This window comes from Streptomyces sp. NPDC049577, from assembly GCF_040675635.1.
Classification (GTDB): Bacteria; Actinomycetota; Actinomycetes; order Streptomycetales; family Streptomycetaceae; genus Streptomyces.
Genome location: NZ_JBFAPH010000019.1, coordinates 1 through 23,672 on the forward strand (window position 1 = coordinate 1; position 23,672 = coordinate 23,672).

The 23,672-nt window shown below is 73.2% G+C and carries 21 protein-coding genes and 1 pseudogene; 9 read left to right on the top strand and 13 right to left on the bottom strand.

The window, feature by feature from the left end; genetic code table 11:
- From AB0K09_RS04430 to AB0K09_RS04450, 5 genes and pseudogenes are all read right to left on the bottom strand, one after another.
- Positions 1-109: pseudogene (locus tag AB0K09_RS04430) on the bottom strand (dihydrodipicolinate synthase family protein); the annotation flags it as partial.
- A gap of 97 nt (positions 110-206) precedes the next feature.
- Complete coding sequence (locus tag AB0K09_RS04435) at positions 207-1,667, bottom strand: NAD(P)/FAD-dependent oxidoreductase (protein ID WP_366063762.1); 1,461 nt, start codon at positions 1,665-1,667, stop codon at positions 207-209.
- Positions 1,648-1,962: a (2Fe-2S)-binding protein gene (locus tag AB0K09_RS04440; protein WP_366063763.1), complete on the bottom strand. Its 315-nt coding sequence runs from the start codon at positions 1,960-1,962 to the stop codon at positions 1,648-1,650. The genes AB0K09_RS04435 and AB0K09_RS04440 overlap by 20 nt, the downstream gene beginning before the upstream one ends.
- Before the next feature lie 46 nt (positions 1,963-2,008).
- A complete protein-coding gene (locus AB0K09_RS04445; RefSeq protein WP_366063764.1) occupies positions 2,009-3,157 on the bottom strand; it encodes an FAD-dependent oxidoreductase in 1,149 nt (382 codons plus the stop codon).
- A gap of 82 nt (positions 3,158-3,239) precedes the next feature.
- Entirely contained in the window at positions 3,240-4,580 is a 1,341-nt protein-coding gene (locus AB0K09_RS04450; protein ID WP_366063804.1) for an aminopeptidase P family protein, read from the bottom strand.
- 170 nt (positions 4,581-4,750) lie between these two features.
- Here AB0K09_RS04450 and AB0K09_RS04455 point away from each other — a divergent pair, with 170 nt between their 5' ends.
- From AB0K09_RS04455 to AB0K09_RS04485, 7 genes are all read left to right on the top strand, one after another.
- Positions 4,751-6,505 (top strand): ABC transporter substrate-binding protein, encoded by a 1,755-nt coding sequence (locus tag AB0K09_RS04455; protein ID WP_366063765.1) that lies wholly within the window; start codon positions 4,751-4,753, stop codon positions 6,503-6,505.
- A gap of 13 nt (positions 6,506-6,518) precedes the next feature.
- Entirely contained in the window at positions 6,519-7,454 is a 936-nt protein-coding gene (locus tag AB0K09_RS04460; protein ID WP_366063766.1) for an ABC transporter permease, read from the top strand.
- A complete protein-coding gene (locus AB0K09_RS04465; RefSeq protein ID WP_366063767.1) occupies positions 7,451-8,437 on the top strand; it encodes an ABC transporter permease in 987 nt (328 codons plus the stop codon). The genes AB0K09_RS04460 and AB0K09_RS04465 overlap by 4 nt, the downstream gene beginning before the upstream one ends.
- Positions 8,437-9,462 carry an ABC transporter ATP-binding protein gene (locus AB0K09_RS04470; protein ID WP_366063768.1) on the top strand — a complete coding sequence of 342 codons (1,026 nt, stop codon included), beginning with the start codon at positions 8,437-8,439 and terminating at the stop codon, positions 9,460-9,462. The genes AB0K09_RS04465 and AB0K09_RS04470 overlap by 1 nt, the downstream gene beginning before the upstream one ends.
- Positions 9,459-10,439 (top strand): ABC transporter ATP-binding protein, encoded by a 981-nt coding sequence (locus AB0K09_RS04475; protein ID WP_366063769.1) that lies wholly within the window; start codon positions 9,459-9,461, stop codon positions 10,437-10,439. Before AB0K09_RS04470 ends, AB0K09_RS04475 begins: the two co-directional genes overlap by 4 nt.
- Before the next feature lie 97 nt (positions 10,440-10,536).
- Positions 10,537-11,505: a LysR family transcriptional regulator gene (locus AB0K09_RS04480; RefSeq protein ID WP_366063771.1), complete on the top strand. Its 969-nt coding sequence runs from the start codon at positions 10,537-10,539 to the stop codon at positions 11,503-11,505.
- A gap of 211 nt (positions 11,506-11,716) precedes the next feature.
- Complete coding sequence (locus tag AB0K09_RS04485; protein WP_366063773.1) at positions 11,717-14,083, top strand: collagenase; 2,367 nt, start codon at positions 11,717-11,719, stop codon at positions 14,081-14,083.
- 54 nt (positions 14,084-14,137) lie between these two features.
- On the opposite strand, the gene AB0K09_RS04490 is transcribed toward AB0K09_RS04485, so the two are convergent.
- From AB0K09_RS04490 to AB0K09_RS04510, 5 genes are read right to left on the bottom strand one after another with little or no spacing between them, the layout of a single operon-like run.
- Entirely contained in the window at positions 14,138-14,329 is a 192-nt protein-coding gene (locus AB0K09_RS04490; RefSeq protein ID WP_366063775.1) for an acyl-CoA carboxylase subunit epsilon, read from the bottom strand.
- 25 nt (positions 14,330-14,354) lie between these two features.
- Positions 14,355-16,040 carry an acyl-CoA carboxylase subunit beta gene (locus tag AB0K09_RS04495; RefSeq protein ID WP_366063777.1) on the bottom strand — a complete coding sequence of 562 codons (1,686 nt, stop codon included), beginning with the start codon at positions 16,038-16,040 and terminating at the stop codon, positions 14,355-14,357.
- Positions 16,041-16,079: 39 nt separating this feature from the next.
- Positions 16,080-17,318 carry a methionine adenosyltransferase gene (gene metK, locus AB0K09_RS04500; protein ID WP_366063779.1) on the bottom strand — a complete coding sequence of 413 codons (1,239 nt, stop codon included), beginning with the start codon at positions 17,316-17,318 and terminating at the stop codon, positions 16,080-16,082.
- A gap of 15 nt (positions 17,319-17,333) precedes the next feature.
- Positions 17,334-18,215, bottom strand: a complete 882-nt coding sequence (locus AB0K09_RS04505; protein ID WP_366063780.1) for an NAD(P)-dependent oxidoreductase — start codon at positions 18,213-18,215, stop codon at positions 17,334-17,336.
- 56 nt (positions 18,216-18,271) lie between these two features.
- On the bottom strand, positions 18,272-18,598 hold the full coding sequence (locus tag AB0K09_RS04510; protein WP_366063781.1) for an antibiotic biosynthesis monooxygenase family protein: 327 nt from the start codon (positions 18,596-18,598) through the stop codon (positions 18,272-18,274).
- Between the two features lie 126 nt (positions 18,599-18,724).
- Between AB0K09_RS04510 and AB0K09_RS04515 the strand changes: the two genes are divergently transcribed.
- Positions 18,725-19,231 (top strand): SDR family NAD(P)-dependent oxidoreductase, encoded by a 507-nt coding sequence (locus tag AB0K09_RS04515; RefSeq protein ID WP_366063782.1) that lies wholly within the window; start codon positions 18,725-18,727, stop codon positions 19,229-19,231.
- Here the strand turns inward: AB0K09_RS04515 and AB0K09_RS04520 are convergent.
- Positions 19,140-20,156, bottom strand: a complete 1,017-nt coding sequence (locus tag AB0K09_RS04520; protein ID WP_366063783.1) for a methyltransferase — start codon at positions 20,154-20,156, stop codon at positions 19,140-19,142. The two genes, AB0K09_RS04515 and AB0K09_RS04520, sit on opposite strands and share 92 nt — an antisense overlap.
- A 215-nt stretch (positions 20,157-20,371) precedes the next feature.
- Between AB0K09_RS04520 and AB0K09_RS04525 the strand changes: the two genes are divergently transcribed.
- A complete protein-coding gene (locus AB0K09_RS04525; protein ID WP_366063784.1) occupies positions 20,372-21,979 on the top strand; it encodes an FAD-dependent monooxygenase in 1,608 nt (535 codons plus the stop codon).
- Positions 21,980-22,050: 71 nt separating this feature from the next.
- Here AB0K09_RS04525 and AB0K09_RS04530 read toward each other — a convergent pair whose 3' ends face one another.
- Entirely contained in the window at positions 22,051-22,920 is an 870-nt protein-coding gene (locus AB0K09_RS04530) for an LLM class flavin-dependent oxidoreductase (protein WP_366063785.1), read from the bottom strand.
- A gap of 4 nt (positions 22,921-22,924) precedes the next feature.
- Entirely contained in the window at positions 22,925-23,662 is a 738-nt protein-coding gene (locus AB0K09_RS04535; protein WP_366063786.1) for an SDR family oxidoreductase, read from the bottom strand.
- Positions 23,663-23,672: the final 10 nt, after the last annotated feature.

The window sequence follows — 23,672 nt, forward strand, 5'->3', positions numbered from 1 at the left end:
CGTAGGCGTCGTGGTCGACGGAGAGGTCCTCGCGCAGCGGCAGCGCGGTGGCGACCATGATGCCGCGCCAGGGGCGGTCGGTGTTCCAGGAGGAGGTGGTGGCGGTCATGCCGATGGCCCTTCTGTGCTGTGTGACATTTCATTGATGCGGTGCGGCACCCGCAAGCGGGCGGCCGCACCGCCCGGTTGACGGTCTCTCGGGTGGTCTATCCGGCGGGCTCGGTCGTGTCCTGCTCGTCGAGGGCGCCCAGCACCCCGAGCGGGACCGGCACGGCGAGCGGTCTGCGTTCCGCCGACGGCGGTACGGTCCCCTCCGCCGTACCGGAGGCGGCGAGGCAGGCCACGGCGGCTCCGCACATCCGGCCCTGGCACCAGCCCATGCCGGCCCGGGTGAGGAGCTTGACCGTCCGCGCGTCGCGGGCTCCGAAGCCGGTGACGGCCTCGCGGATCCGGCCCGCGGTGACCTCTTCGCAGCGGCAGACGTCCGTGTCGTCGGCGAGCCACGCGTCCCAGCCGGGGCCGGGGGCGTGGGCAGCGGCCATGGCGTCGGCGAAGGCGCGCATCCGGTCGCGCCGGCGGCGCAGTTCGCGCCCGCGCCCGGTCGTGGTGAGGGCGGGCCGGCCCTGCAGCCGGGCGGCCACCGCGATGCCGGCCAGCTCGCCCTCGGCGCGGGCGAGCTGCCAGCCGCCGACCCCGCCGGTCTCCCCCGCGGCCCACAGGCCGGGGACGGAGGTCTCCTGCAGCCCGTCCAGGGCGAGGGCGAGGGTGCCGTCGGGGGTGCGGCGGGTGGCGCAGCCGAGTCCCGTGGCGAGTTCGATCTGCGGTACCAGCCCGTGCCCGACGGCGAGCGCGTCGCAGGCGATGCGGCGGCCGGTGCCGGGTACGGGCCGCCAGTGGCGGTCGAGCCGGGAGACGGTGACGGCCTCCACGCGGTCGGTGCCGTGCACCTGGGTGACGGCGCTGCGGGTGCGCAGCGGCACGCGGTGGCGCAGCAGCACGGCGCCGTGGACCGCGGCTTCGAGCGCCTTGTGCGGGTTGACGGCGAGGGCGCGCGGGTGGCGGGCGTAGCCGAGGTAGCCGGACGCCTCGACCACTGCCGGGACGTGCGCACCGGCGGTGGCGAGCGAGGAGGCGACGGCGAGCAGCAGCGGTCCGCTGCCGGCGACGACGACACGCCGTCCGGGCAGCACGAGCCCGGACTTGAGCATGGCCTGGGCACCGCCGGCCCCCACGACGCCCGGCAGGGTCCAGCCCGGGAAGGGCAGTTGCCGCTCGTAGGCGCCGGTGGCCAGGAGGACCGCACGGGCCCGTACCCGGACGGGGGTGCCGCCGTCGGCGTCGTCGCCGGTGAGGGCGTGCACGCTCCACTCGTCGTCGCCGTCCCGGGTCACGGTCCACACGTGGTGGGCGGCCAGGTGGTCGGCGTCGCTCGCCTCCAGGCGGCGCCGCAGGTCGGCGAAGGCGGCCCAGTCGTGGTGCAGCGCCTGGGGCCGTGCGGCGCCCAGGCCCGGGGCGGGGTGCCGGAAGAACTGGCCGCCGGGCCGGTCGGCCGCGTCGAGGAGCGCGACCGAGAGCCCGAGCCGGGAGGCGGCGACGGCACCGGCGAGGCCGGCGGGTCCGGCGCCGACCACCGCGAGGTCGTACGGCTCAGACGGCGAGGTCGGCATGGCCGTGTCCTTCCTGGGTGGTGATCGCGTCGCCGGGCCGGGCGGGGACGAGGCAGGCCCGTCTGTTGGGCTGCCCGTTGACGGTGGCGAGGCAGTCGTAGCACTGTCCGATGCCGCAGAAGGCGCCGCGCGGGCGGCCGCCGGCGCGCGTGGTGCGCCAGGCGAGGATGCCGGCCCCCCACAGCGCGGCGGCGACGGTCTGGCCGGGCAGGGCGGTGACCGGACGGCCGTCGAAGGTGATCTCGAACGGCGGGCCGGGCTCCGCCCCTACCAGGTCGGCGGGGGTACGGGCCACTGCGGACTCCTCTCGGGAATCGGACGGAGAACGGGGGACGCGGGGCTCAGGCGGCGTCGGTGAAGCGCCCGGGGTGGAAGGGCCGTACGTCCAGCGGCGGTTCGTCGCCGGTCAGCAGGCGTGCCACGGCCAGTCCGGTGGCCGGGGCCAGCCCGATGCCCGCGCCCTCGTGGCCGCAGGCGTGCAGCAGTCCGGGCACGTGCGGGTCGGCGCCGATCGCGGGCAGGTGGTCCGGCAGGTAGGGACGGAAGCCGGCGTAGGTGCGCATCGCGCGCACTCCGGCCAGCACCGGGAAAAGGGCGGTGGCCCGGTCGGCGAGGCGGCGGAGCACCTCCGTCGACAGGGTGCGGTCGAAGCCGACCCGTTCGCGGCTGGCACCGATGAGGACCGGGCCCGCCGGGGTGCCCTCGACCACGGCCGAGGTCTGCAGGGCCGCTGAGCCACTGGCCACGTCGGCGACGTAGTCCGCGGCGTAGACCTTGTGCCGCACGACGCGCGGCAGGGGTTCGGTGACGAGGACGAAGCCGCGGCGCGGCAGGACGGGCAGCAGCGACCCGGCGAGCCGGGCCACCTCGGCGCCCCAGGTGCCGGCGGCGTTCACCACGTACGGGGCGTGGTGGACACCGGCCGGTGTGCGCACGCCGCACACCTCGCCGCCGGCCCCGGTGAGGACGGCGGTGACCTCCTCGCCGGTGCGCACCCGGGCGCCCGAGGCGCGCAGCAGGTGGGCGGCGGCGAGGGCGGGCTGGACCTGGGCGTCCTGGGGGTAGTGGAAGCCGCCGGCGAGGTCCTGGGCGAGGTGCGGCTCGAGGTCGTGCAGCCGGTCCGCCGGGACCTCCTCGGCCGTGACGCCCTCCTTGGCCTGGGCCGCCGCGAAGTCGCGCAGCGCGCCGATCCCGGCGCCGGTGGAGGCCACGACCAGGCCGCCCTTGGCCTCGTACTCGATCCGCGCCGGGAGCTCTTCGGCCAGCTCCCGCCACAGCCGGGTGGAGAGCAGGGCCAGTTCGAGCTCGGGGCCCGGTTCCTTGTCGGAGACCAGCAGGTTGCCCTCGCCGGCCCCCGTGGTCCCGCCGGCGACGGGGCCGCGGTCGATCACGGTGACGGAGAGGCCGGAGCGGGCGGCATAGTAGGCGCAGGCGGCGCCGACCACGCCCGCTCCGACGACGATGACGTCCGAGGAGTTGCTCATGGGCACGTCAGTAATATTTCACATTGCACTGGCCGCTGCCAAGAGCCGGTCGAGCCTGGTCCAGACCGTCCCGTCCCGGGGCGCCGGTTCACCGGCCCTCGGTCAACTCTCCCATCCACGCCTCGATCCCGTCCGGGGTGCGGGGCAGCGCCCCGGACATCAGGCGGGCGCCGTCGGCGGTGATGACCAGGTCGTCCTCGATGCGCACGCCGATGCCGCGCAGTTCGGCGGGGAGCGTCTCGTCGTCCGGCTGGAGGTAGAGCCCGGGCTCGACGGTGAGCACCTGCCCCTCCTCCAGGACACCGTCGAGATAGGCGTCGGCGCGCGCCTGGGCGCAGTCGTGGACGTCCAGGCCGAGCATGTGCCCGCTGCTGCAGAGGGTGTAGCGGCGGTGGAAGTCGCCCTCGGCGTCGGCCAGCACACCCCACTCCGCGAGGCCCTCGGCGATGACGCGCATGCCGGCCCGGTGGAAGTCGCGAAAGCTCGCGCCGGGCTTGAGCGCGGCGATGCCGGCCTCCTGGGCGGCGAGGACGAGCTCGTAGACCTGTCGCTGGACGGGCGAGAAGCGCCCGGAGAGCGGCAGGGTGCGGGTGATGTCGGCGGTGTAGAGGGTGTCGGTCTCCACGCCGGCGTCCAGGAGCAGCAGGTCCCGGGGGTCGAGCCGGCCGTCGTTGCGTATCCAGTGCAGGACGCAGGCGTGCGCGCCGGACGCGGCGATGGTCTCGTAGCCGGTGCCGTTGCCCTCGGCGCGGGCGCGCAGCCCGAAGACGCCCTCGATCCACCGCTCGCCGCGCGGATGGGCCAGCGCGCGGGGCAGTGCGCGGACGACGTCCTCGAAGCCGGCGGTGGTGTGGTCGACGGCGAGTTGCAGCTGCTCGACCTCCCAGGCGTCCTTGACGAGCCGCAGTTCGCTCAGGGCGGTGGCGAGTTCGCCGTCGCGGGAGGCGTCGCGGCCGGGCGGCAGCCGGTCCGCGTCGTCCAGGCGGACGCAGCGGATGCCGGTCATGCGCTCGGCCTCGGCGAGGTCGGGGCGGCGACCGACCCAGAACTCGCCGTAGCGCCGGTCGCGGTAGAACTCCCCGCCGTCGCGCGGCGAGCGCGGCCGCAGGTGGAGCACCGCCTCGTGCCGGTGCGGACCGTCGGGCTCCAGGACCAGGACGTGGCCGGCCTGCTCCTCACCGGTCAGGCCGGTCAGCCAGGCGTAGGCGCTGTGCGGGCGGAAGCGGTAGTCGCAGTCGTTGGAGCGGACCTTCAGCTCCCCCGCGGGGACGATCAGCCGTTCGCCCGGGAAGAGCGCGGACAGCTTCGCGCGGCGCGCGGCGGCGGCACCGGCCACGGGCAGCCGCAGCTCGCCCGGGAGCGGGGTGGCCGCCCAGCCGCCCGCCATGAACGCCTCGAACTCATTGGAAACGGGCAGGTCGTGACTCATGGTGCGGATCGGGGCGGCGGTGGGTTCGGTCACGGACTCCTCCTCGGACACAGGTGGATAACGGAGTTGCTGGCACCTTGTCAGTGCAATTTCACATTACTATGTTACGGGTCACATTTCAGCCAGCGGTTCGGCTGCCGGCTGTTCGACTGTTCACGGAGTGACCACTGATGAACAAGCGCACCTCCACCGCCCTCGCCACCGCCGTGGTGGCCTCCCTCGCCCTCGGAGCGGCCGGCTGTTCCGGCGGGAAGCACGCGGGAGGGGGCGGCGGCCAGGACGGCGGCAAGAACCCGGCCGCCGCCAACGTGGGCTCCGTGGTCGGCGGCACGCCGCAGCGGGGCGGCACCCTCACGGTGCTGTCCAACCAGGACTTCACGCACCTCGACCCGGCCCGCAACTGGGTCATGAGCGAGATGGACTTCGGCACCCGGCTGCTCTACCGCACCCTGGTGACCTACAAGTCCTCGCCCGGCAACGACGGCGGCAAGCTGGTCCCCGACCTCGCCACCGACCTCGGCACCCCCTCGAACGACGCCAGGACCTGGACGTTCCACCTCAAGCAGGGCGTGAAGTACGAGGACGGCACGCCCGTCACCGCCCAGGACGTCAAGTACAACGTGGAGCGGTCCTTCTCCCCCGACCTGCCCGGCGGTTCCGACTACGCGGCCCGCTACCTCGCCGGCGCCGAGGGCTACCAGGGCCCGGCCCAGGGCAAGCACCTGGACTCGATCAAGACCCCGGACGACCACACCATCGTCTTCGAGCTGCGCAAGCCCTTCGCCGAGTTCGCCAACGCCACCGTCATGCCCACCTTCGCGCCCGTGCCCCAGCCCCGGGACAAGGGGCCGCAGTACGACAACCGGCCGTTCTCCTCCGGCCCCTACAAGGTCGACTCCTACGACCGGGGCAAGAAGCTGGTCCTGGTCCGCAACGACCAGTGGGACCCGAAGACCGACGAGGTCCGCAAGGCGTACCCGGACAAGGTGGTCGTCGTCATGGGCCTGAAGGCCAACCAGATCGACGACCGCCTCATCGCCAGCCAGGGCCCCGACTCCTCGGCCGTCCCCTGGTACGCCCTGCGGCCCGAGAGCGCCGCCAAGGTGCTGCCCAGCGCGGAGGTGCGGGCGCGGCTGCTCGCCGAGTCCCAGAACTGCACCGACATGGTGCAGATGGACACCCAGCGGGCCCCGTTCGACAACGTCAAGGTGCGCCAGGCGGTGCAGTACGCGCTCGACCGCGACGCCGTCCTCACAGCCTCTGGCGGCCCCGCCTTCAACGACCCGTCGACCGCCTACATGCCGGCCACGCTCTTCGGCGGCAAGCAGCCGGACACCCTCAGGATCCCCGCCACCGGGGACGCCGCCAAGGCCAAGGAGCTGCTCAAGGAGGCCGGCAAGCCGGACGGCTTCTCCACGAAGATCACGGTCTCGTCCGGGGACAAGAGCCGGGCCGAGGCGATACAGCAGTCCCTGGCCAAGGCCGGTATCAAGGTCATCATCGAGACCGTGGACCCGTCCGCGTTCTACGCCACCATCGGCGACACCAAGAACCGCACCGACATGGTGTACACCGGCTGGTGCCCGGACTACCCCTCCGGCTCCACCTTCCTGCCCTTCGTCTTCGACGGCCGCTACATCAAGGAGAAGGGCAACTCGGGCAACCACTCGCTCTTCCGCGACGAGGCGACCATGAAGCGGATGGACGAGATCTCCGCCATGACCGACCCCCAGCAGGCGGCGCAGGCCTGGCAGCAGCTGGACGGGGAGATCCTCGCCAAGGCACCGGCCGTCCCGGTGCTGGTCCGCCGCTGGCCGCTGGTGCTCGGCACCAACATCGCGGGCGCCTACGGTCACACCTCCTTCGGCGGCCAGCTCGACTACGCCACGGTCGGCCTCAAGGACCCGTCGAAGAGCCAGGGCTGAGGCCGCTCACACCATGACCACCACGACACCCCCCGCGACGGCCGTCCCCGCGGGCAGCGGCCCCTGGCGGCTCGCCCGCGCGGAACTGCTCCGCCGCCCCTCCGTGAAGATCTCCCTCGCCGTCGTCGTCCTCTTCCTCCTCATGGCGGCGGGCGCCCCGCTGCTGAGCTCGCTCGCCGGCTGGTCCCCCGACGAGTTCGACAAGTCCGCCGTCGACCCCTACCTCGGCGGCCAGCCCCTCGGCCCGCTCGGCGGCATCTCCGCCGACCACTGGCTCGGCGTGGAACCCGTCACCGGCCGCGACCTGTTCGCCCGGGTCGTCCACGGCGCCCAGGTCTCGCTGCTCATCGCCCTGACCGCCACCGCCATCGTCGTGATCGCCGGCACGGCGGCCGGCATCGCGGCCGGCTACTTCGGCGGCCGCACCGACGCCGTGCTCTCCCGGCTGATGGACCTCACCATGTCCTTCCCCTCCCTCATCTTCATGATCGCGATGATGTCGGTGGCCAAGGACGTCAACCGGGTCCTGCTGATGACCGCCGTCATCGGGCTGTTCGGCTGGCCCGGTGTGGCCCGTGTCGTCCGCGGCCAGACCCTCTCGCTCAAGCACCGCGAGTACGTGGACGCCGCCCGCGTGGGCGGCTCCGGGCCCTGGCGGATCCTCACCCGGGACATCCTGCCCGGCGTCTCCGGGCCCGTCATCGCCTACACCACCCTGATCATCCCCGGCATGATCGCCACCGAGGCGGCCCTGAGCTATCTGGGCGTCGGCGTCCGCCCGCCCACCCCCTCCTGGGGGCAGATGATCGCCGAGAGCGTCGCCTTCTACGACACGGACCCCATGTACTTCGTCATCCCGAGCACCTGCCTGTTCCTGACCGTGCTCGCCTTCACCCTGCTCGGTGACGCCCTGCGCGACGTCCTCGACCCGAGGAGCGGCCGCGCATGATCCTCTACATCGGGCGCCGGCTCCTCGGCGTCATCGGGGTGCTCCTCGCCATCGCCGCCGTCACCTTCACCATCTTCTACGTCCTGCCCTCCGACCCGGCGGCCGCCGCCTGCGGCAAGTCGTGCAGCGTGGAACGGCTGGCGGCGATCCGCGCCCACATGGGCCTCGACGAGCCGCTGTGGCGGCAGTTCGCGGACTTCGTCACCGGCATCTTCACCGGCCGCACCATGGGCAGCGGCCAGTACGCCCTGCACTGCGCGTTCCCCTGCCTCGGCTACTCGTACGAGAACTCCGAGGCCGTCTGGGACCTGCTGATGGACCGGCTGCCCGTCTCCGCCTCGCTCGCGCTGGGCGCGGCCGTGCTCTGGCTGGTGCTCGGCCTGTCCGCCGGTGTCACCGCGGCGCTGCGCAAGGACACGTTCACCGACCGGGCCCTGATGGTCGGGGCCGTGGCCGCCGCGTCGCTGCCGGTCTACTTCACCTCGATGATGCTCATCTACGGGCTCATCCGGGTGGCCGGCCTGCTGCCCTACCCGCAGTACGTGCCCTTCGGCGAGGACCCGGCGCACTGGGCGTCGAACCTGCTCCTGCCGTGGCTGGCGCTGGCCGTGCTGTACGCCGCCATGTACGCGCGGCAGAGCCGCAGTTCGATGATCGAGACGATGGCGGAACCGTTCATCCGCACCGCCCGCGCCAAGGGCCTGCCGCGGCGCAGCGTCGTCGTCAAGCACGGGCTGCGGGCGGGCATGACCCCGATCCTGACGATCTTCGGCATGGACCTGGGCGGTCTGCTCGCGGGCGCGGTCATCACCGAGTCCATCTTCGGGCTCCCGGGCATCGGACGGCTCTTCTACGGCGCGCTGTCGACCGGGGACCAGCCGGTCATCCTCGGGGTCACGCTGATGGCCGCCACCTTCATCGTCGTCGCCAACCTGGCCGTCGACCTGCTCTACGCCGTCGTCGACCCGCGAGTGAGGTACTGATGGCCGCCGAAGACCGGCCGCCCCTGCTGTCCGTCAGGGGCCTGACCGTCACCTTCCCCACCCGGCGCGGTCCCGTGCGGGCCGTGGATTCCCTGGATTTCACGGTGCGCCGGGGGGAGACGCTCGGCATCGTCGGCGAGTCCGGCTCCGGGAAGTCCGTCACCTCGCTGGCCGTGATGGGTCTGCACACCGGCGCCGAGGTCGGCGGCTCGATCGAGCTCGACGGGCGGGAGCTGGTCGGGCTGCCGGAGCGGGAGCTGAACCGGCTGCGCGGCCGCCGCATGGCGATGATCTTCCAGGATCCGCTGTCCAGCCTGCATCCCTACTACACGGTGGGCGAGCAGATCGCCGAACACCATCGCGTGCACTTCGGCTCGGGCCGCGCGGCGGCCCGCAGGCGGGCCGTCGAGATGCTCGGCGAGGTCGGCATCCCGGAGCCCGCGCGGCGGGTGGGCGAGTATCCGCACCAGTTCTCCGGCGGCATGCGCCAGCGCGTGATGATCGCCATGGCGCTGGCCTGCGAACCCGATCTGCTCATCGCCGACGAGCCGACCACCGCCCTCGACGTCACCGTCCAGGCCCAGATCCTGGAGCTGATCGCCCGGTTGCAGGAGGAACGGGGTCTCGCCGTCGTGATGATCACGCACGACCTCGGGGTGGTCGCCCGCGTCGCCCGGGACGTCCTGGTGATGTACGGGGGCCGGGCGGCCGAACAGGCCCCGGTGGACGCCCTGTTCGCCGATCCCGCCCACCCGTACACCCGGGGCCTGCTGGACTCGCTGCCCCGTCTCGACGACAGCGACGACGCGCCGCTGCGGGCGATCCCCGGCAGCCCGCCCTCCCTGCTGACCCCCTCCCCCGGGTGCGCCTTCGCGCCGCGCTGCCCCACGGCCGCCGCCGCGACCGCCGCGGAGCGGGGGCGCTGTGAGGGCACCCGGCCCGAGCTCCTCCCCTCCAACGGGCATCTGGTCGCCTGCCACCTTTCCCTGCACACCGCTGCCCACGCCCGCGGAGGCTCCCGATGACCGCGACCGCCGAACCCCTGCTGTCCGTCCGGGACGTGACGATGACCTTCCCGGGCCGGCGGGGCCGCTCGGCCCCGGTCCGGGCGGTCGACGGCGTCTCCTTCGACGTCGCCGCGGGCGAGACCCTGGGGCTGGTCGGGGAGTCCGGCTGCGGGAAGTCCACCACGGGCCGCATGATCGTACGGCTCCTGGAGCCCACCGCCGGTTCCATCAGCTACGACGGCCGGGACATCAGCCATCTGGGGCAGCGCCGGCTCAAGCCGCTCCGGCGGGAGCTGCAGATGGTCTTCCAGGACCCGCACTCCTCGCTCAACCCGCGCCAGACCGTGGCCCGGATCATCGCCGACCCGCTGCTGGTCCAGGGCGCGTCGGCGGCGGAGGCGCGGCGGCGGGCGGCGGAGCTGATGGAGCTGGTCGGGCTCATCCCGGAGCACATCGACCGCTATCCGCACGAATTCTCCGGTGGGCAGGCGCAGCGCATCGGCATCGCCCGGTCGCTGGCCACCGGCCCCCGGCTGATCGTCGCCGACGAGCCGGTCTCGGCCCTCGACGTCTCCGTGCAGGCGCAGATCGTCAATCTGATGGAGCGGTTGCAGCGGGAGCTGGGGCTGGCCTATCTCTTCATCGCGCACGACCTGTCGGTGGTGAAGCGGGTGTGCGACCGGGTCGCGGTGATGTACCTGGGGCGGATCGTCGAGGTCGGCGACAAGGAGACGGTCTACGGCTCCCCCGCCCATCCCTATACGCGTGCCCTGCTCTCGGCCGTTCCGCTGCCGGATCCGGCGGCGGAGCGGACGCGCGAGCGGATCACGCTGCTCGGCGATCCGCCGAGCCCCGCGTCGCCCCCGCCCGGCTGTACGTTCCATCCGCGCTGTCCCAAGGCGCGGGAGATCTGCCGCCGTGAGGCTCCGCTGCTGCGGATCGCGTCACCGGGCGAGGGCCGGGAAGTGGCCTGCCACTTCCCGGAGGCGGCCTGAGCGCCGGACGGCGCCCGGCACGCCGGTGCCCTGGATTCCATGGGGGGATCCAGGGCACCTCCGCCGCCCCGCGGCGGTACGGGGCCGGGTGATACGCATGGATCTCGAGCTGCGCCATCTGCGGGTGGTGTGCGCGATCGAGGAGGCGGGAAGCCTCACGCGCGCCGCCGCCTCGCTGCGCATGACCCAGCCCGCCCTCAGCGCCCAGTTGCGGCGGATCGAGGGCATGCTGGGCGGGACGCTCTTCGAGCGCCGGAACTCCGGCGTGGTGGCGACGTCGTTCGGTGAGCTGGTGCTCGGCCGGGCGCGGGCCATCCTGCCGGGGATCGACGGGCTGCTGGCCGACACCGCGCGCGCCGCGCGCCGACGGACCACGCCGGACCGCGTCCGGCTCGGTTCGGTGGGTGCCCCGCTGCTGGGCCATCTCGTGCCGGCGGTACGGGCGGCGCTGCCCGGCGCGGAGGTGACGGCGCGGTGCCGGAGCTCGCCGGTGCCGTTGCTGGAGGATCTGGCGGCGGAGCGGCTGGAGGCGGCGATCGTCGGGGACAATCCCGGCCGGGAGCTTCCGCCGCCGGCGGGTGTGGAGCTGCGGCCGCTGGTCACCGAGCCCGTCTTCGCCCTGCTGCCGGCCTCCCATCCGCTGGCGGCCCGGGAGGAGGTGGGCCTGGGCCATCTCATCGGGGAGGACTGGGCCGTGCCCCGGCCGGACGGCGACCGCACCCGCGAGTACTGGTCCACCGTCTTCGCGATGACGGGTCGTCAGCCGCACACACCCTACGAGGCGGAGGGCCGGCAGCTGATCGAACTCGTCCGGGCGGGGCTGGCCGTCAGCCTGTGCCAGGCGACCTTCATCGAGGTGCCGGGTGTGGCCGTGCGGCCCCTCGCGGGGAACCCGCTGTGGTACCGGCACGTCCTGGCCTGGCACCGCGACGGCCCGCTGGCCGCACACGGCGACCGGCTGGTGCGCGAGGTCGGCGCGGGCTATCTGGCGACGTGCGCCGCGAGCCCGGTGTACGCGCGCTGGCGCGAACGGCACCCGGATTCCGCGCAGTTGGCGGCCGGATAACGGTTTTTCCGTGTGAGGCTCCCGACAGATCCGCGGGCCTCCCAGGGCTTGTCAGTGCCATTTCACATTACTACGTTACGGATCACACGAGGCGCATCGACCCCCCACGTCACATCCCTCACACGGCAGTCCCTGCCCCGATGCGTCGTCCTCCGCGCGCCGTCGACAGCTGCGCGCACCCCTCACACCTCCTACCCCACGGGAGTCATCGGTGTCTTCCAGAACCACGCGCAGAACCGTGCGCGGAGCCCTGCTCACCGGCGCCATAGCGGTCACGGTGGGTGTCACGGCCTTCCAGTACGGCTACGCGTCCCCCGGCGGCCCCGTCCCGGCCGCCAAGCCCGCGCCGGCCGCGCCCGCTTCGGCCGCCACCGCGCCGAACCCCTTCGACGAGGTCGAGCGCCTGGCCGACGCCCCGCAGCCGGCCATCCAGTCCCCCACCGCGCCCGGCGGCGTGACCGGCGGGCACGTCCCCGGCCCCGGCAAGGAGAAGGCGAAGGCCGGCGGCGCCAAGGCGCTGGCGCCCCACGCCGACGTCAAGGGCGCCAAGGTGCCCTGCACCCTCGACGGCATCAAGGGCCTCGCGCCCGAGCAGTTCGCCGACTTCCTCGCCGACCCGGCGGTCACCGCCGACGGCTGTCTGCGCGACGTCCTGTGGACCTGGGACCAGCGGATGGTGCCCGTCATGTCGCGGGCGAACGTCCAGGCCGTCGCCCGCCGGATCGAGCGGATCGCCGCCGCGCACGACGGGAAGAACGGCAGCAACCTGCTGGAGATGTTCACCTATCTGCACGCGGCGGGCTACCACGACTTCTCGCACTCCGAGATCGACCTCACCGACGCGCCGACCACCGACGCCCTGCGCCGCGCGGTGCAGGCGTACGCCAACGCCGCGCATACCTTCGACGTCACCCGCACCAACGCCGAGACCCTGCGCGAGGCCCTCTACGCGGCGAGCTCCCCGGGCGTCCGCCAGTACCAGCTGCCGCTGATCAAGCGCGTGCTGACCACCATGGACGCCTCGCACCCCCAGACGGCCAAGGACGCGTCCTGGGGCGGTCCCGCGGTCGCCGCGCTGACCCTGAGCTACCTCGGCGTCTACACCGGCAACCACGACGCCGCCTTCCAGGCCGCGGTGACCGCCGACCCCTCCTACCGCGCGCTGCTGAAGTCCTTCTCCGGCTTCACCCACCTCAAGGGCACCCCCAACGCCTGGGTGGTGCGCGACGCGGTCGGCGAGTACGGGCGCCTCGGCCAGATCGACGCCCTCAAGAGCGAGATCACCACCGGTCTCGGCGGCCTGCTGGACACCGTCTCGCGCAACTTCGGCACCGGCAGCGAGCCCTGGGGCAAGGTCGTCACCTGGCTGAACGAGTTCGGCGCCTGCAAGCAGTACGGCGTGTGCAAGGCGGACATCGAGCGCCGTCTGTTCCCGAACACCTACACCTACGACAACGGGGGCATCAAGGTCCGCACCGCCCTCGACCGGGCCACGGTCGACAAGCTCTACTACGCGAGCAAGCAGGTCAAGGCCCAGTTCCACCGGGTGCTCGGCACGGACAAGCCGCTGGCGGGCGACACCAACGCCACGCTCAACATCGTGCTGTACGCCTCCCGCTCCGACTACGAGATCTACCACCCGCTGCTCACCGGCATGGGCACCGAGAACGGCGGCATCTACATCGAGAACGGCGCCACCTTCTACACCTACGAACGCCGGGTGCCGCAGGACTCCACGCTGACGCTGGAGGAGCTCTTCCGCCACGAGTACACGCACTACCTCAACGGCCGCTGGGCCGTGCCCGGTCTGTTCGGCGAGGGCCCGTGGTACCAGGGCGACCGCACCACCGCGATGGACGAGGGCACGGCCGAGTTCTTCGCCGGCTCCACCCGCGACGACGGCGTCCGCGTGCGCAAGTCCCTGGTCCAGGGCATCATCAACGACACGGCCGGCGGCAAGCCGCGTATGACCGTGGACCAGCTGCTGCACGCCGAGTACGACCGGGACGGCTTCCGCTTCTACAACTACGCCGGCACGTTCTTCGAGTTCCTGTGGACCGAGCACCCCTCGCTGCTGCGCGAGATGTACGGCTACGAGCGGGCGAACGACCCGGCCGGCTTCGACGCCTGGCGCAGCCGCCTGGGCAAGGACGCGGCCCTGCAGCGCGCGTACGACGCCTTCCTGGACAAGCAGATCGCCAAGGTCGCCGATCTGTACGTGCCGAGCACCACGTTCACGCCCGTGAACCGGCTGAAGGACTCCTCCGCGAGCGCGGTCCGCACCTCCTTCGCCGCCGCGACCGGCGGCGCCGCGCCGGACTGCCGCTCCAACGGCGACCGGGAACGTCCCCGTTTCGTCTGCACGGGCCGGGTCACCGCCAACCTGAGCGACCCCGCCAACGCCGACCTGGTCTTCAAGGACATGTCGGAGACGGTGGACTACTTCATCCTCGACCGCGCGAAGAAGGGCTCCACCAACCTCGCCGACATGAACTGCTCCGTCGGCAAGGTCGACATCTGGTCCGGCCGCCCCGCGGGCTCGGCGGACTTCGTCTGCGAGGGTCCGCTGAAGGGCTGACCCGCGGCCCGGTCCCCGGCCCGCCCAGGGGGGGCGGGCCGGGGACCGGGCGCGTCAGAGCCGGCCGTCGCCCTCGAAGGCGTGCGGCAGCAGGCTCCGGCGGTGCCGCACGTCGCGGACCCAGGGCGTCTCGCCGGCCGTCGCGTCCGGCGCGGCGTCCGGGGTGCGGCGGGCGGCGGCGAGGAGGACGAGGGTGACCGCGGCCAGCTCGGCCTCGTCGGGTTCGCCCTTGACGATGCGGATCATGCGGGTCTCCTGTCGCTGCGAACGGTCACATCGGGGGGTTGCCGTGCTTGCGGGCGGGGAGCGACACGCTCTTCGCCCGCAGCATGGCCAGCGAGCGGACCAGGACGGCCCGGGTCTCGGCCGGATCGATGACGTCGTCGACCAGGCCCCGCTCGGCGGCGTAGTAAGGGTGCATGAGCTCTTCGCGGTAGGCGCGGATGCGCTCGGCGCGCGTGGCGCCGGGGTCGTCCGAGGCCGCGATCTCGCGGCGGAAGATGACGTTGGCGGCACCCTCCGCCCCCATCACCGCGATCTCGTTGCCCGGCCACGCGAAGGACAGGTCCGCGCCGATCGAGCGGGAGTCCATGACGATGTAGGCGCCGCCGTAGGCCTTGCGCACGACGAGCTGGACGCGCGGGACCGTGGCGTTGCAGTAGGCGTAGAGCAGTTTCGCCCCGTGCCGGATGATGCCGCCGTGCTCCTGGTCGACGCCGGGCAGGAAGCCGGGGACGTCGAGCAGGGTGACCAGGGGGATGCTGAAGGCGTCACAGGTCTGGACGAAGCGGGCCGCCTTCTCGGACGCCCGGATGTCCAGCACGCCCGCGAGCACGGCGGGCTGGTTGGCCACGATGCCGACGACGTGGCCGTCGAGCCGGGCGAAGGCGCAGATGACGTTGGCGGCCCAGCCGGCGTGGACCTCGAAGAGGTCGCCGTCGTCGACGATCTCCTCGATGACGGCCCGCATGTCGTACCAGCGGCCGGGATCGGCCGGCACCAGGTCGAGCAGGGCCTCGGTGCGGCGGTCGGCGGGGTCACCGGCCGGTTCGACGGGCGGCATCTCGCGGTTGTTGGACGGCAGGAAGGACAGCAGGTGCCGGACGTCGGCGAGGCACTCCTCCTCGTCGTCGTAGGCGAACCCGGCGACCCCTGAGGTGCTCGCGTGCACGTCGGCCCCGCCGAGGCCGTCGTGGCCGATCCGCTCCCCCGTCACGGCCTGGACCACGTCGGGGCCGGTGATGAACATCTGGGAGGTGCCGCGCACCATGAAGACGAAGTCGGTGAGGGCGGGCGAGTAGGCGGCACCGCCGGCGCAGGGCCCGAGGACGACGCTGATCTGCGGTATGACGCCGGACGCCTGGACGTTGCGGCGGAAGATGCCGCCGTAGCCGGCGAGCGCGGTGACGCCCTCCTGGATCCGCGCCCCGGCACCGTCGCACAGTCCGACGAGGGGCGCGCCCGCCGCGATGGCCAGGTCCATCACCTTGTGGATCTTCTCGGCGTGGGCCTCGCCGAGCGAACCGCCGAAGATGCGGAAGTCGTGCGCGTAGGCGAAGACCGTGCGCCCGTGGACGGTGCCCCAGCCGGTGACGACGCCGTCCGTGTGGGGCCTTCGGTCCTCCAGGCCGAAGCCGGTGGCGCGGTGCCGGCGCAGGGGCTCGACCTCCGTGAAGGAGTCCTTGTCGAAGAGCAGGTCCAGCCGCTCGTGGACGGTGAGCTTGCCCCGGGCGTGCTGCTGCTCGGTGCCGCGCGGGCCGCCGGCCCGGCGGGCGCGTTCCTTGAGGTCGTGCAGCTCGGCCGCGCCCGCCCGCAGGTCCCGCCGGGGCGCGGCGGGCGGCGGGACCGGCGGTGCGGTGGGAGGCGGTACGGCGGCGGGTTGCGCGGCGGGGGGTGCGGGCGGCAGGACGGGCGGTGCGGGGGCGTTGTGAACGGGCGGCTCTTGAACAGTCGTCATGAGGCTCTCCACGAAAGGTCGTCAGCGAGGCACCGCTGGTCAGTGACCGGCTTTGGCGCGCAGGGCGTCGACGCGGTCGGTACGCTCCCAGGTGAAGCCGGGAAGTTCACGGCCGAAGTGGCCGTAGGCCGCCGTCCGGGCGTAGATGGGGCGGAGCAGGTCGAGGTCGCGGATGATCGCGGCGGGGCGCAGGTCGAAGACCTGGGTGACGGCGTCCTGGATCCGCTCCACGGGCACGGTCTCGGTGCCGAAGGTCTCGACGAACAGGCCCACCGGTTCGGCCTTGCCGATCGCGTAGGCGACCTGGACCTCGCAGCGCGCGGCCAGACCGGCGGCGACCACGTTCTTGGCGACCCAGCGCATCGCGTACGCCGCCGAACGGTCCACCTTCGAGGGGTCCTTGCCGGAGAAGGCGCCGCCGCCGTGCCGGGCCATGCCGCCGTAGGTGTCCACGATGATCTTGCGGCCGGTCAGGCCGGCGTCGCCCATGGGACCGCCGATCTCGAAGCGGCCGGTCGGGTTGACCAGCAGCCGGTAGCCGTCGGTGTCCAGTTTGATGCCGTCCTCGACGAGCCGGGCGAGGACGTGCTCGACGACGAACTCGCGGATGTCGGGGGCGAGCATGGTGTCGAGGTCGATGTCGGAGGCGTGCTGGGAGGAGACGACGACGGTGTCCAGCCGCACGGCCCGGTCGCCGTCGTACTCGATGGTGACCTGCGTCTTGCCGTCCGGACGCAGATAGGGGACGGTGCCGTTCTTGCGGACCTCGGTCAGCCGGCGGGAGAGCCGGTGGGCCAGGGCGATGGGCAGCGGCATCAGCTCGGGCGTCTCGTCGCACGCGTAGCCGAACATCAGGCCCTGGTCGCCCGCGCCCTGCCGGTCGAGCTCGTCCCCTCCCTCACCTCCGGCGGCACCCTCGACCCGTGCCTCGTAGGCCGTGTCGACGCCCTGCGCGATGTCCGGCGACTGCGAGCCGATGGACACCGAGACGCCGCAGGACGCGCCGTCGAAGCCCTTCTTCGACGAGTCGTAGCCGATGTCCAGCACGGCCTGCCGCACCAGCGTCGGGATGTCCGCGTACGCGGTGGTGGTGACCTCGCCGGCGACGTGCACCAGACCGGTGGTGATCAGGGTCTCGACGGCGACCCGCGAGCGCGGGTCCTCCCGCAGGAGGGCGTCGAGAATGGTGTCGCTGATCCGGTCGGCGATCTTGTCGGGGTGGCCCTCGGTGACGGACTCCGAGGTGAACAGCCGGCGGGCCGGGGTTTCCTGCGCCATGGGTTCCTCCTGCGGTCAGTGCGCGGTGTGTTCGACGACGACGGCCGCGTCCTTGTCGCCGTCACCGGCGGCGACGACGGCGGCGAAGCGGTCCCGTACGGTCTTCAGGACCGGCAGTTCCACGCCGGAGCGCTCGGCCGCCTCGATGGCGAGCCGCAGGTCCTTCTCCATGAGGGAGGCGCGGAAGTAGGCGGGTTCGTATTGCGCCGAGCGCATGAGGTCGGCGCGGAAGCGCATCACGGCGGAGCTGAAGCCGCTCCCGGCGATGGAGGCGAGCAGCCGGTCCCGGTCGATGCCCGCCCGCGCGCCGTACTCGACGGCCTCGGCCAGGGACGCGACCTGGGCGCCGAGCAGCAGGTTGAGGACGAGCTTGACGGTGGTGGCGCTGCCGGGGGCGCCGAAGTGGACGCTCTCGCCGCCCAGCGCGTCGAGGACGTCCCGCACCTCCTCGGCGTCGGCCTGTGGCCCGGCGGTGAAGACGCGCAGTTCGCCCTTGCGGGCCTGGAGCGGGTTGCCGACGACGCAGGCCTCCACCCGGCGCAGGCCGAGGGCGGCGAGCCGCTCGGCCGCCGCGCGGGCGTAGCCGGGCGAGACGGTGGAGGTGTCGATGACCAGGCCACCGCGCTCCAGGGCCGGGGCCACCTGGTCGAAGAGCACCTCGTCGACCGCCTGCTCGTCGCTCAGGCTGAGCAGGACGACACGGTGCCCGGCCACCGCCTCGGCCGCGTCGCAGGCGTATGTGGCGCCCCGCTCGACGAGCGGCTCCGCCTTGCGCGGGGTGCGGTTGTGGACGGTGAGGCGGAAGCCGCTCTCCAGGAGGCGGTGGGCCATGCCGCCGCCCATGGCGCCCAGGCCGATGACGGCGAGGTGTCCGGTGGTGCGCTCGTGCTCTTCCATGTCGCTCCTTCGGTGCCGGTGGGCGGGGGCTCAGGCGCGGGACTCGGGCAGGGGGCTCAGGCGCGGGGGCCGCGCAGGTCGTGCACGACCCGGGTCACGGCCATCTCGCCGCCGGTGCGGTACGGCGCCAGGCGCCGGCGGTGCCCGACGTGCGCCTCGCTGCGCTCGAACCGGCGGAAGCCCTGCTCGTCGGTCCAGTCGGTGACCACGTAGTAGACGCCCGGGTGCTCGACGTCCCGGGTCAGGACCTGGCCGAGGTTGGCGGGTTCCCGGGCGATCAGTTCGCCGACGGCGCGCCAGGTGCGTTCGAATTCCTCCGCGGCGTCCGGGCGGATTTCCATCCGCAGGATCACCCGGTAGGGGCAGTCTTCTCGCTCGTCCATGCCCGCAGCGTTGCCGCGGTACGTCGAGGAACGCTCGAGGAGCGGCCGGGAACCCCGGGCACCACCGCGGATGCGATCAGCGGGGGCCGGTCCTGGCGTCGGGGTGACGCACGTTCCCGCGAGGAGATGCCATGCGACTCCTCGCGCGACGGTGCGAAGGAGACCGCCGAGGCGGTGAAGGCCGCGGGCGGGGACGCCGTCACCCATCAGGCGGACCTCACGCGGGTGGCGGAGGTGGAGGGGCTGTTCGACGCGGCGGTCGACGCGTTCGGCCGGGTCGACGCCAGCGTGAACACCGCGGGCATGGTGATCAAGAAGCCGATGAGCGAGGCGACCGAGGCCGAGTACGACCGGATGTTCGCGGTCAACTCCAAGGCCGCGTACTTCGTCATGCGCGAGGCCGCCAAGCGCATCGAGCGCGACGGCGGCATCATCACGATCGTGACGTCGCTGCCGGCCGCCTACACCGGTCCGTACTCCGTTACACCACGCGCTGAGCCCGCCGGTCCGGCGGGCCCAGGTCGTCGGGGGTCTCGCGGGATCAGTCCTTGCGCGCGACGATCAGCGTGTCGTAGTCGCCGAGCGGGCTCACCTCGATCGAGGCGAAGCCGGCCTCCCGGGCGTAGCCGGTGATCTCCGCGGCCGGGTACTCCGAGCCGCCGTCGGTGACGAGCAGCATGTCGAGGCTGATGACGAGGTTCTCGGCGTGCTCCGGCTCGTCGTCCAGCATCCGGTCGTAGACCAGCAGCGCGCCACCGGGCCGTACGGCATCGTAGGCCTTGTGCACCAGCTCGCGGCGCTGGGAGGGGTCCCAGTCGTGCAGCACGTGGCCGAGGACGACGACGTCGCCGGGCGGCAGCGGCTCGTCGAAGAAGCTGCCGCCGTGGAAGCGCAGCCGGTCCTCCAGGCCGAGCTCCGCGGCGAGTTCCTTGGCGAAGGGTTCCATGGCGGGCAGGTCGAAGACATGCCCCCGCAGGTGCGGACGGGCCCGCACGATGCGCGAGGCGAGGTTGCCGCGGGCGCCGCCGACGTCGACGACGGTGCTGTGGGGGCTCCAGTCGAAGGCGTCGATCAGATCGGCGGCGAGGACGTTGGTGAAGGCGTCCATGCTGCCGATGAACTGGCGCAGGATCGCCGGGTTGCGGGTCACCGCGTCGAAGTCGCTGCCGGACTGCGGCTTCCCGGTGCGCAGGGCCTCCTCGAGCCGGCCCCACGCCGGGTAGAGGTTGCGGCTGGAGCGCAGCAGGAAGCCGCCGACGTACTCCTGGCCGCCGCGGACGAGATGGCGGTCGGCGCCGGTGGCGTTGCGGTAGCGGTCGCCGTCGCGCCGCAGCAGTCCGAGGGCCACGAGCAGGTCGAGGAAGTCGCGCAGGCCGCGGCCGTGCAGTGACAGTTGCTCGCGGATCCGCTCGGCCGTCGCGGCGCCGCCGGGCGCCTGGTGCAGGACGGTGAACAGGTCGAGTTCCACGGCGGTCAGCAGTGCCTTGGCATCGCAGAACGCGTTGCCGAGCCGGAGGATTCCGGCGGGCGTGCTGACGTCCGGGGGATTGCTCGTCATCGGGGAGACTCCTTCCGGGACGCCTGGCGGCCAGGCGGCCGTGGCAGTGCCGCGACGCTCCCAGCCGCCCGTGGAGCCCCTCTCGAAACGGCCTCGAACGCGCCGGGCCGTGCGCTGCCCGACCCGGATGCCAGGAATCCTCGAGTCCTCCTGCGTACCCCTGCCGTGTGCCGCGGGTCACCGTCGGCCGACGCGAGGAGACTGAAGGGACACGCATGGAAGACGTGAGGATTCCGGTGCTGATCGTGGGCGGCGGCCCGGTGGGCCTGTCCACCGCCCTGTTCTGCGCACGGCACGGGGTGGCGACGATGCTCCTGGAGAAGCGCGACGGCACCTCCACGCTCCCGCGCGCCCCGGGCATGCAGGCGCGCACGCTGGAGATGTTCCGGGCGGCCGGCCTCGGCGGGGACATCCGCGCCCTGGAGATCGGGGACTCCCACCCGTACTTCGAGGGCGGCATCATCCAGGTCGAGACGTTCTCCCGGATCGACGAGGCCGTGCTGCTGGAGGCGCCGTCGCTCGACGGGCCCACCGTCTCCCCGGAGCGGGTGATGGGCTGCGGCCAGGACCGCTATGAGCGGGTGCTCGCGGCGAAGGCGCGCGAACTGGGCTCCGACATCCGCTTCGGGACCCGGCTGCTGGAGCTCGCGCAGGACGACGAGGGCGTCACCGCCGTCGCCGAGGACGTCACCACCGGCGAGCGGATCAGGATCCGCGCGGACTACCTGGTCGGCGCGGACGGCGCGGGCAGCACCGTGCGCCGGCTGCTCGGCGTGGAACGGCAGGGCCGCGGGACGGTCTTCAACGCGCTCAGCATCTACTTCCGCGCCCCGGAACTGGAAGAGCTGCTGAAGGACCGCAAGTTCATCCTCTGCTACGCCTCCGCCCCCGGCACGCTGATGGGCCTGTCCCGGCTGCACGGCTGCAACCCGTGGCTGGCGGCCCCGATCTACTTCCCGGAGAAGGGCGAGAAGCCGGAGGACTTCACCGACGAGCGGTGCGTGGACATCGTCCGCACGGCCGCCGGCAAGGCGGACATGGCGGTCGAGGTCGTCGCGAAGATCCCCTGGGAGGGCGCGCAGCTGGTCGCGGAGACGTTCCGGCGCGGCCGGGTCTTCCTGGCCGGTGACGCGGCACACGTGCATCCGCCGGCGGGCGGCTTCGGCGCCAACACGGGGATCCACGACGCGCACAACCTGGCCTGGAAGCTCGCCGCCGTGCTGGCCGGCTGGGGCGGCGGGGCGCTGCTCGACACGTACCACGCCGAGCGGCACGCGGTGGGCAGCGCCATGGCGGCCCAGGCCCTGGTCCGCAACCGCATCCGGCACGGTTACGCGACGGAGGAGGACAAGGCCGCGATGGTGGACGACATCATCGTGACTCTGGGCTACCGCTACTCCTCCACGGCCGTCTCGGCCCCCGCGGACCGGCCGGTGCTCACCCCCGAGCTGCGGCTGGAGGGCGAGCCGGGCACCCGCGCCCCGCACGTGTGGCTGGACCGGGACGGCGAGCGGCTCTCGACGATCGATCTGTTCTGGGACCACTACGTGCTGCTCACCGACGCGGCGGGCACGGCGTGGCGCGAGGCCGCCGCGAAGGCGGCCGAGGGGCTGGGTATCCCGCTGCGCACCCATGTCCTGGGCGAGGGCGGCGGGTTGCGGCCCGTGGACCGGGACTGGCGGCAGGCGTACGGGATCGGGCCGGGCGGGGCGGTGCTGGTGCGGCCGGACGCGATCGTCGCCTGGCGCTCGGCGGGGCCGGTGACTGATGCCGCTGATCCGCTCGACGCGGCGATCGCGCGGGCCGCGGGCCACCTGGGCTGACGCACGGTGGTCCGCAAGACGCCGGACGGGCTGACTTCTCAGCCCGTCCGGCGTCTTGCGGACCGGGGGTCTCAGCCCAGCGCGGCCTTCGCCAGCAGGTCGGGCTGGCGCGGATCGGCCGTGCACGGCATGATGATCAGCTCGTCGCAGCCGGCCTCCGCGTAGCCCTGGACGGTCTCGCGCAGCCGCACGGCGTCGAGCAGAACGCCCGCCGCGGCGCGTTCGGCCTTGGCGCCGATGAACGCGTAGTAGCCGCGCAGGTATTCCGTGGCCACGCGTTCCGCGTCCGGGCCGAGGCAGGCGTAGATCAGCGAGACCATGCGGGGCCGGTCCGTGCGTCCTTCCCCGGCCCAGGCCGCGTGGGCGCGCCGGACCAGTTCGGGGTAGGCGGTGACGGAGCTGCCGCCGGCGATCCAGCCGGTGCCGAAGCGGGCCGCGCGGCGCATCGCGGCCGGGGAGTGCCCGCCGACCAGCAGCGGGATGCCGCCCGGGCGCGCCGGGCGGGGCCCGATGCCGGGGACGGCGCCGCCGCCGTCCCAGGTGTCGCGCAGCTCGCCGATCAGCCGGTCGAGCCGGGCCCCCCGCCCGCTGTAGGGGGCGCCGGTGGCCGCGTAGTCGTCCTCGCGGCCCCCGGCGGCCACGCCCAGGACGAGGCGTCCGCCGCTGAGCGCGTCAACGGTGGCCGCCTGTTTGGCCAGCAGGGCGGCGCCGCCCCGGTAGGGGGCGATCAGGATGGTGCTGACGAGCCGGATCCGGGTGGTGGCGGCCGCGGCGGCGGCGAGGGAAACGAGCGGTTCGAAGTTGTCGTAGACGAGCCGGTCGAGGACGCCGAGGGAGGCGAAGCCCAGGTCCTCGGCGCGGCGCGCCCAGGCGGGCAGGGCCGTGCCGTCCTTGCCGGGGACGGTGGTGGGCAGGCCGATGCCGACGTCGATGCCGGTCACCGGCTCACACCCCGCCGTCGACGTTGAGGGTGACGCCGGTGACGTAGCGGGAGGTGTCGCCGGCGAGGTAGAGCACGGCGCCCGCGACGTCCTCCGGTTGGCAGATGCGGCCCAGCGCGGTCATGCCGACGATCCGCTCGACCGCCTCCGGCGGCAGTCCGGCGCCCGGCTCGGTCTCGGTGAGCCCGGGCGCGACGGTGTTGACGCGGATGGCGCGGGGGCCGAGTTCCTTGCACAGGGCCCGGGTGAGACCGACCAGGGCTGCCTTGGACGCGGTGTAGTGCACGCCGCGCACCCGTCCGCGCAGGCCCACCGAGGAGCCGATGTTGACCACGGACGCGCCGTCCGCGAGCAGTCCGAGCATGGCCTGGGTGACGAGGTAGGCGGCGGTCACGTTGTGGTCGACGACCCGGTGCCACTCGGTCTCCGGCAGTTCGGAGAACCAGACCTGGCCGTCGACGCCGACGTTGTTGACCAGCACGTCGAGGCCGCCGAGCTCCCGGCGGCAGCTCTCGGCCAGGGCGGTGACCTGGGCGGAGTCGGTGACGTCCGCGCGCAGCAGGACGTAGTCGGCGCCCATGTCCTTCAGTTCCCGGTCCAGCGAGGCGGCCGCCTCGCCGCCGCCGCGCGAGACGACCGCGACCCGCGAGCCGGCCAGCGCGAAGCCGAGCACGGTGGCCCGGCCGATTCCCTTGGTGCCGCCGGTGACCAGCACCCGCTTGCCCGACAGTCCCTGATCCATCGTTCCTCCT

What these genes read in the sequence shown, in the direction of transcription:
- AB0K09_RS04435 (WP_366063762.1), bottom strand. Translation starts at nt 1,667, where the DNA reads ATGCCGACCTCGCCGTCTGAGCCGTACGACCTCGCGGTGGTCGGCGCC.
- AB0K09_RS04450 (WP_366063804.1), bottom strand. Translation starts at nt 4,580, where the DNA reads ATGAGTCACGACCTGCCCGTTTCCAATGAGTTCGAGGCGTTCATGGCG.
- AB0K09_RS04455 (WP_366063765.1), top strand. Translation starts at nt 4,751, where the DNA reads ATGAACAAGCGCACCTCCACCGCCCTCGCCACCGCCGTGGTGGCCTCC.
- AB0K09_RS04460 (WP_366063766.1), top strand. Translation starts at nt 6,519, where the DNA reads ATGACCACCACGACACCCCCCGCGACGGCCGTCCCCGCGGGCAGCGGC.
- AB0K09_RS04465 (WP_366063767.1), top strand. Translation starts at nt 7,451, where the DNA reads ATGATCCTCTACATCGGGCGCCGGCTCCTCGGCGTCATCGGGGTGCTC.
- AB0K09_RS04470 (WP_366063768.1), top strand. Translation starts at nt 8,437, where the DNA reads ATGGCCGCCGAAGACCGGCCGCCCCTGCTGTCCGTCAGGGGCCTGACC.
- AB0K09_RS04475 (WP_366063769.1), top strand. Translation starts at nt 9,459, where the DNA reads ATGACCGCGACCGCCGAACCCCTGCTGTCCGTCCGGGACGTGACGATG.
- AB0K09_RS04480 (WP_366063771.1), top strand. Translation starts at nt 10,537, where the DNA reads ATGGATCTCGAGCTGCGCCATCTGCGGGTGGTGTGCGCGATCGAGGAG.
- AB0K09_RS04490 (WP_366063775.1), bottom strand. Translation starts at nt 14,329, where the DNA reads ATGATCCGCATCGTCAAGGGCGAACCCGACGAGGCCGAGCTGGCCGCG.
- AB0K09_RS04495 (WP_366063777.1), bottom strand. Translation starts at nt 16,040, where the DNA reads ATGACGACTGTTCAAGAGCCGCCCGTTCACAACGCCCCCGCACCGCCC.
- metK (WP_366063779.1), bottom strand. Translation starts at nt 17,318, where the DNA reads ATGGCGCAGGAAACCCCGGCCCGCCGGCTGTTCACCTCGGAGTCCGTC.
- AB0K09_RS04505 (WP_366063780.1), bottom strand. Translation starts at nt 18,215, where the DNA reads ATGGAAGAGCACGAGCGCACCACCGGACACCTCGCCGTCATCGGCCTG.
- AB0K09_RS04510 (WP_366063781.1), bottom strand. Translation starts at nt 18,598, where the DNA reads ATGGACGAGCGAGAAGACTGCCCCTACCGGGTGATCCTGCGGATGGAA.
- AB0K09_RS04515 (WP_366063782.1), top strand. Translation starts at nt 18,725, where the DNA reads ATGCCATGCGACTCCTCGCGCGACGGTGCGAAGGAGACCGCCGAGGCG.
- AB0K09_RS04520 (WP_366063783.1), bottom strand. Translation starts at nt 20,156, where the DNA reads ATGACGAGCAATCCCCCGGACGTCAGCACGCCCGCCGGAATCCTCCGG.
- AB0K09_RS04525 (WP_366063784.1), top strand. Translation starts at nt 20,372, where the DNA reads ATGGAAGACGTGAGGATTCCGGTGCTGATCGTGGGCGGCGGCCCGGTG.
- AB0K09_RS04535 (WP_366063786.1), bottom strand. Translation starts at nt 23,662, where the DNA reads ATGGATCAGGGACTGTCGGGCAAGCGGGTGCTGGTCACCGGCGGCACC.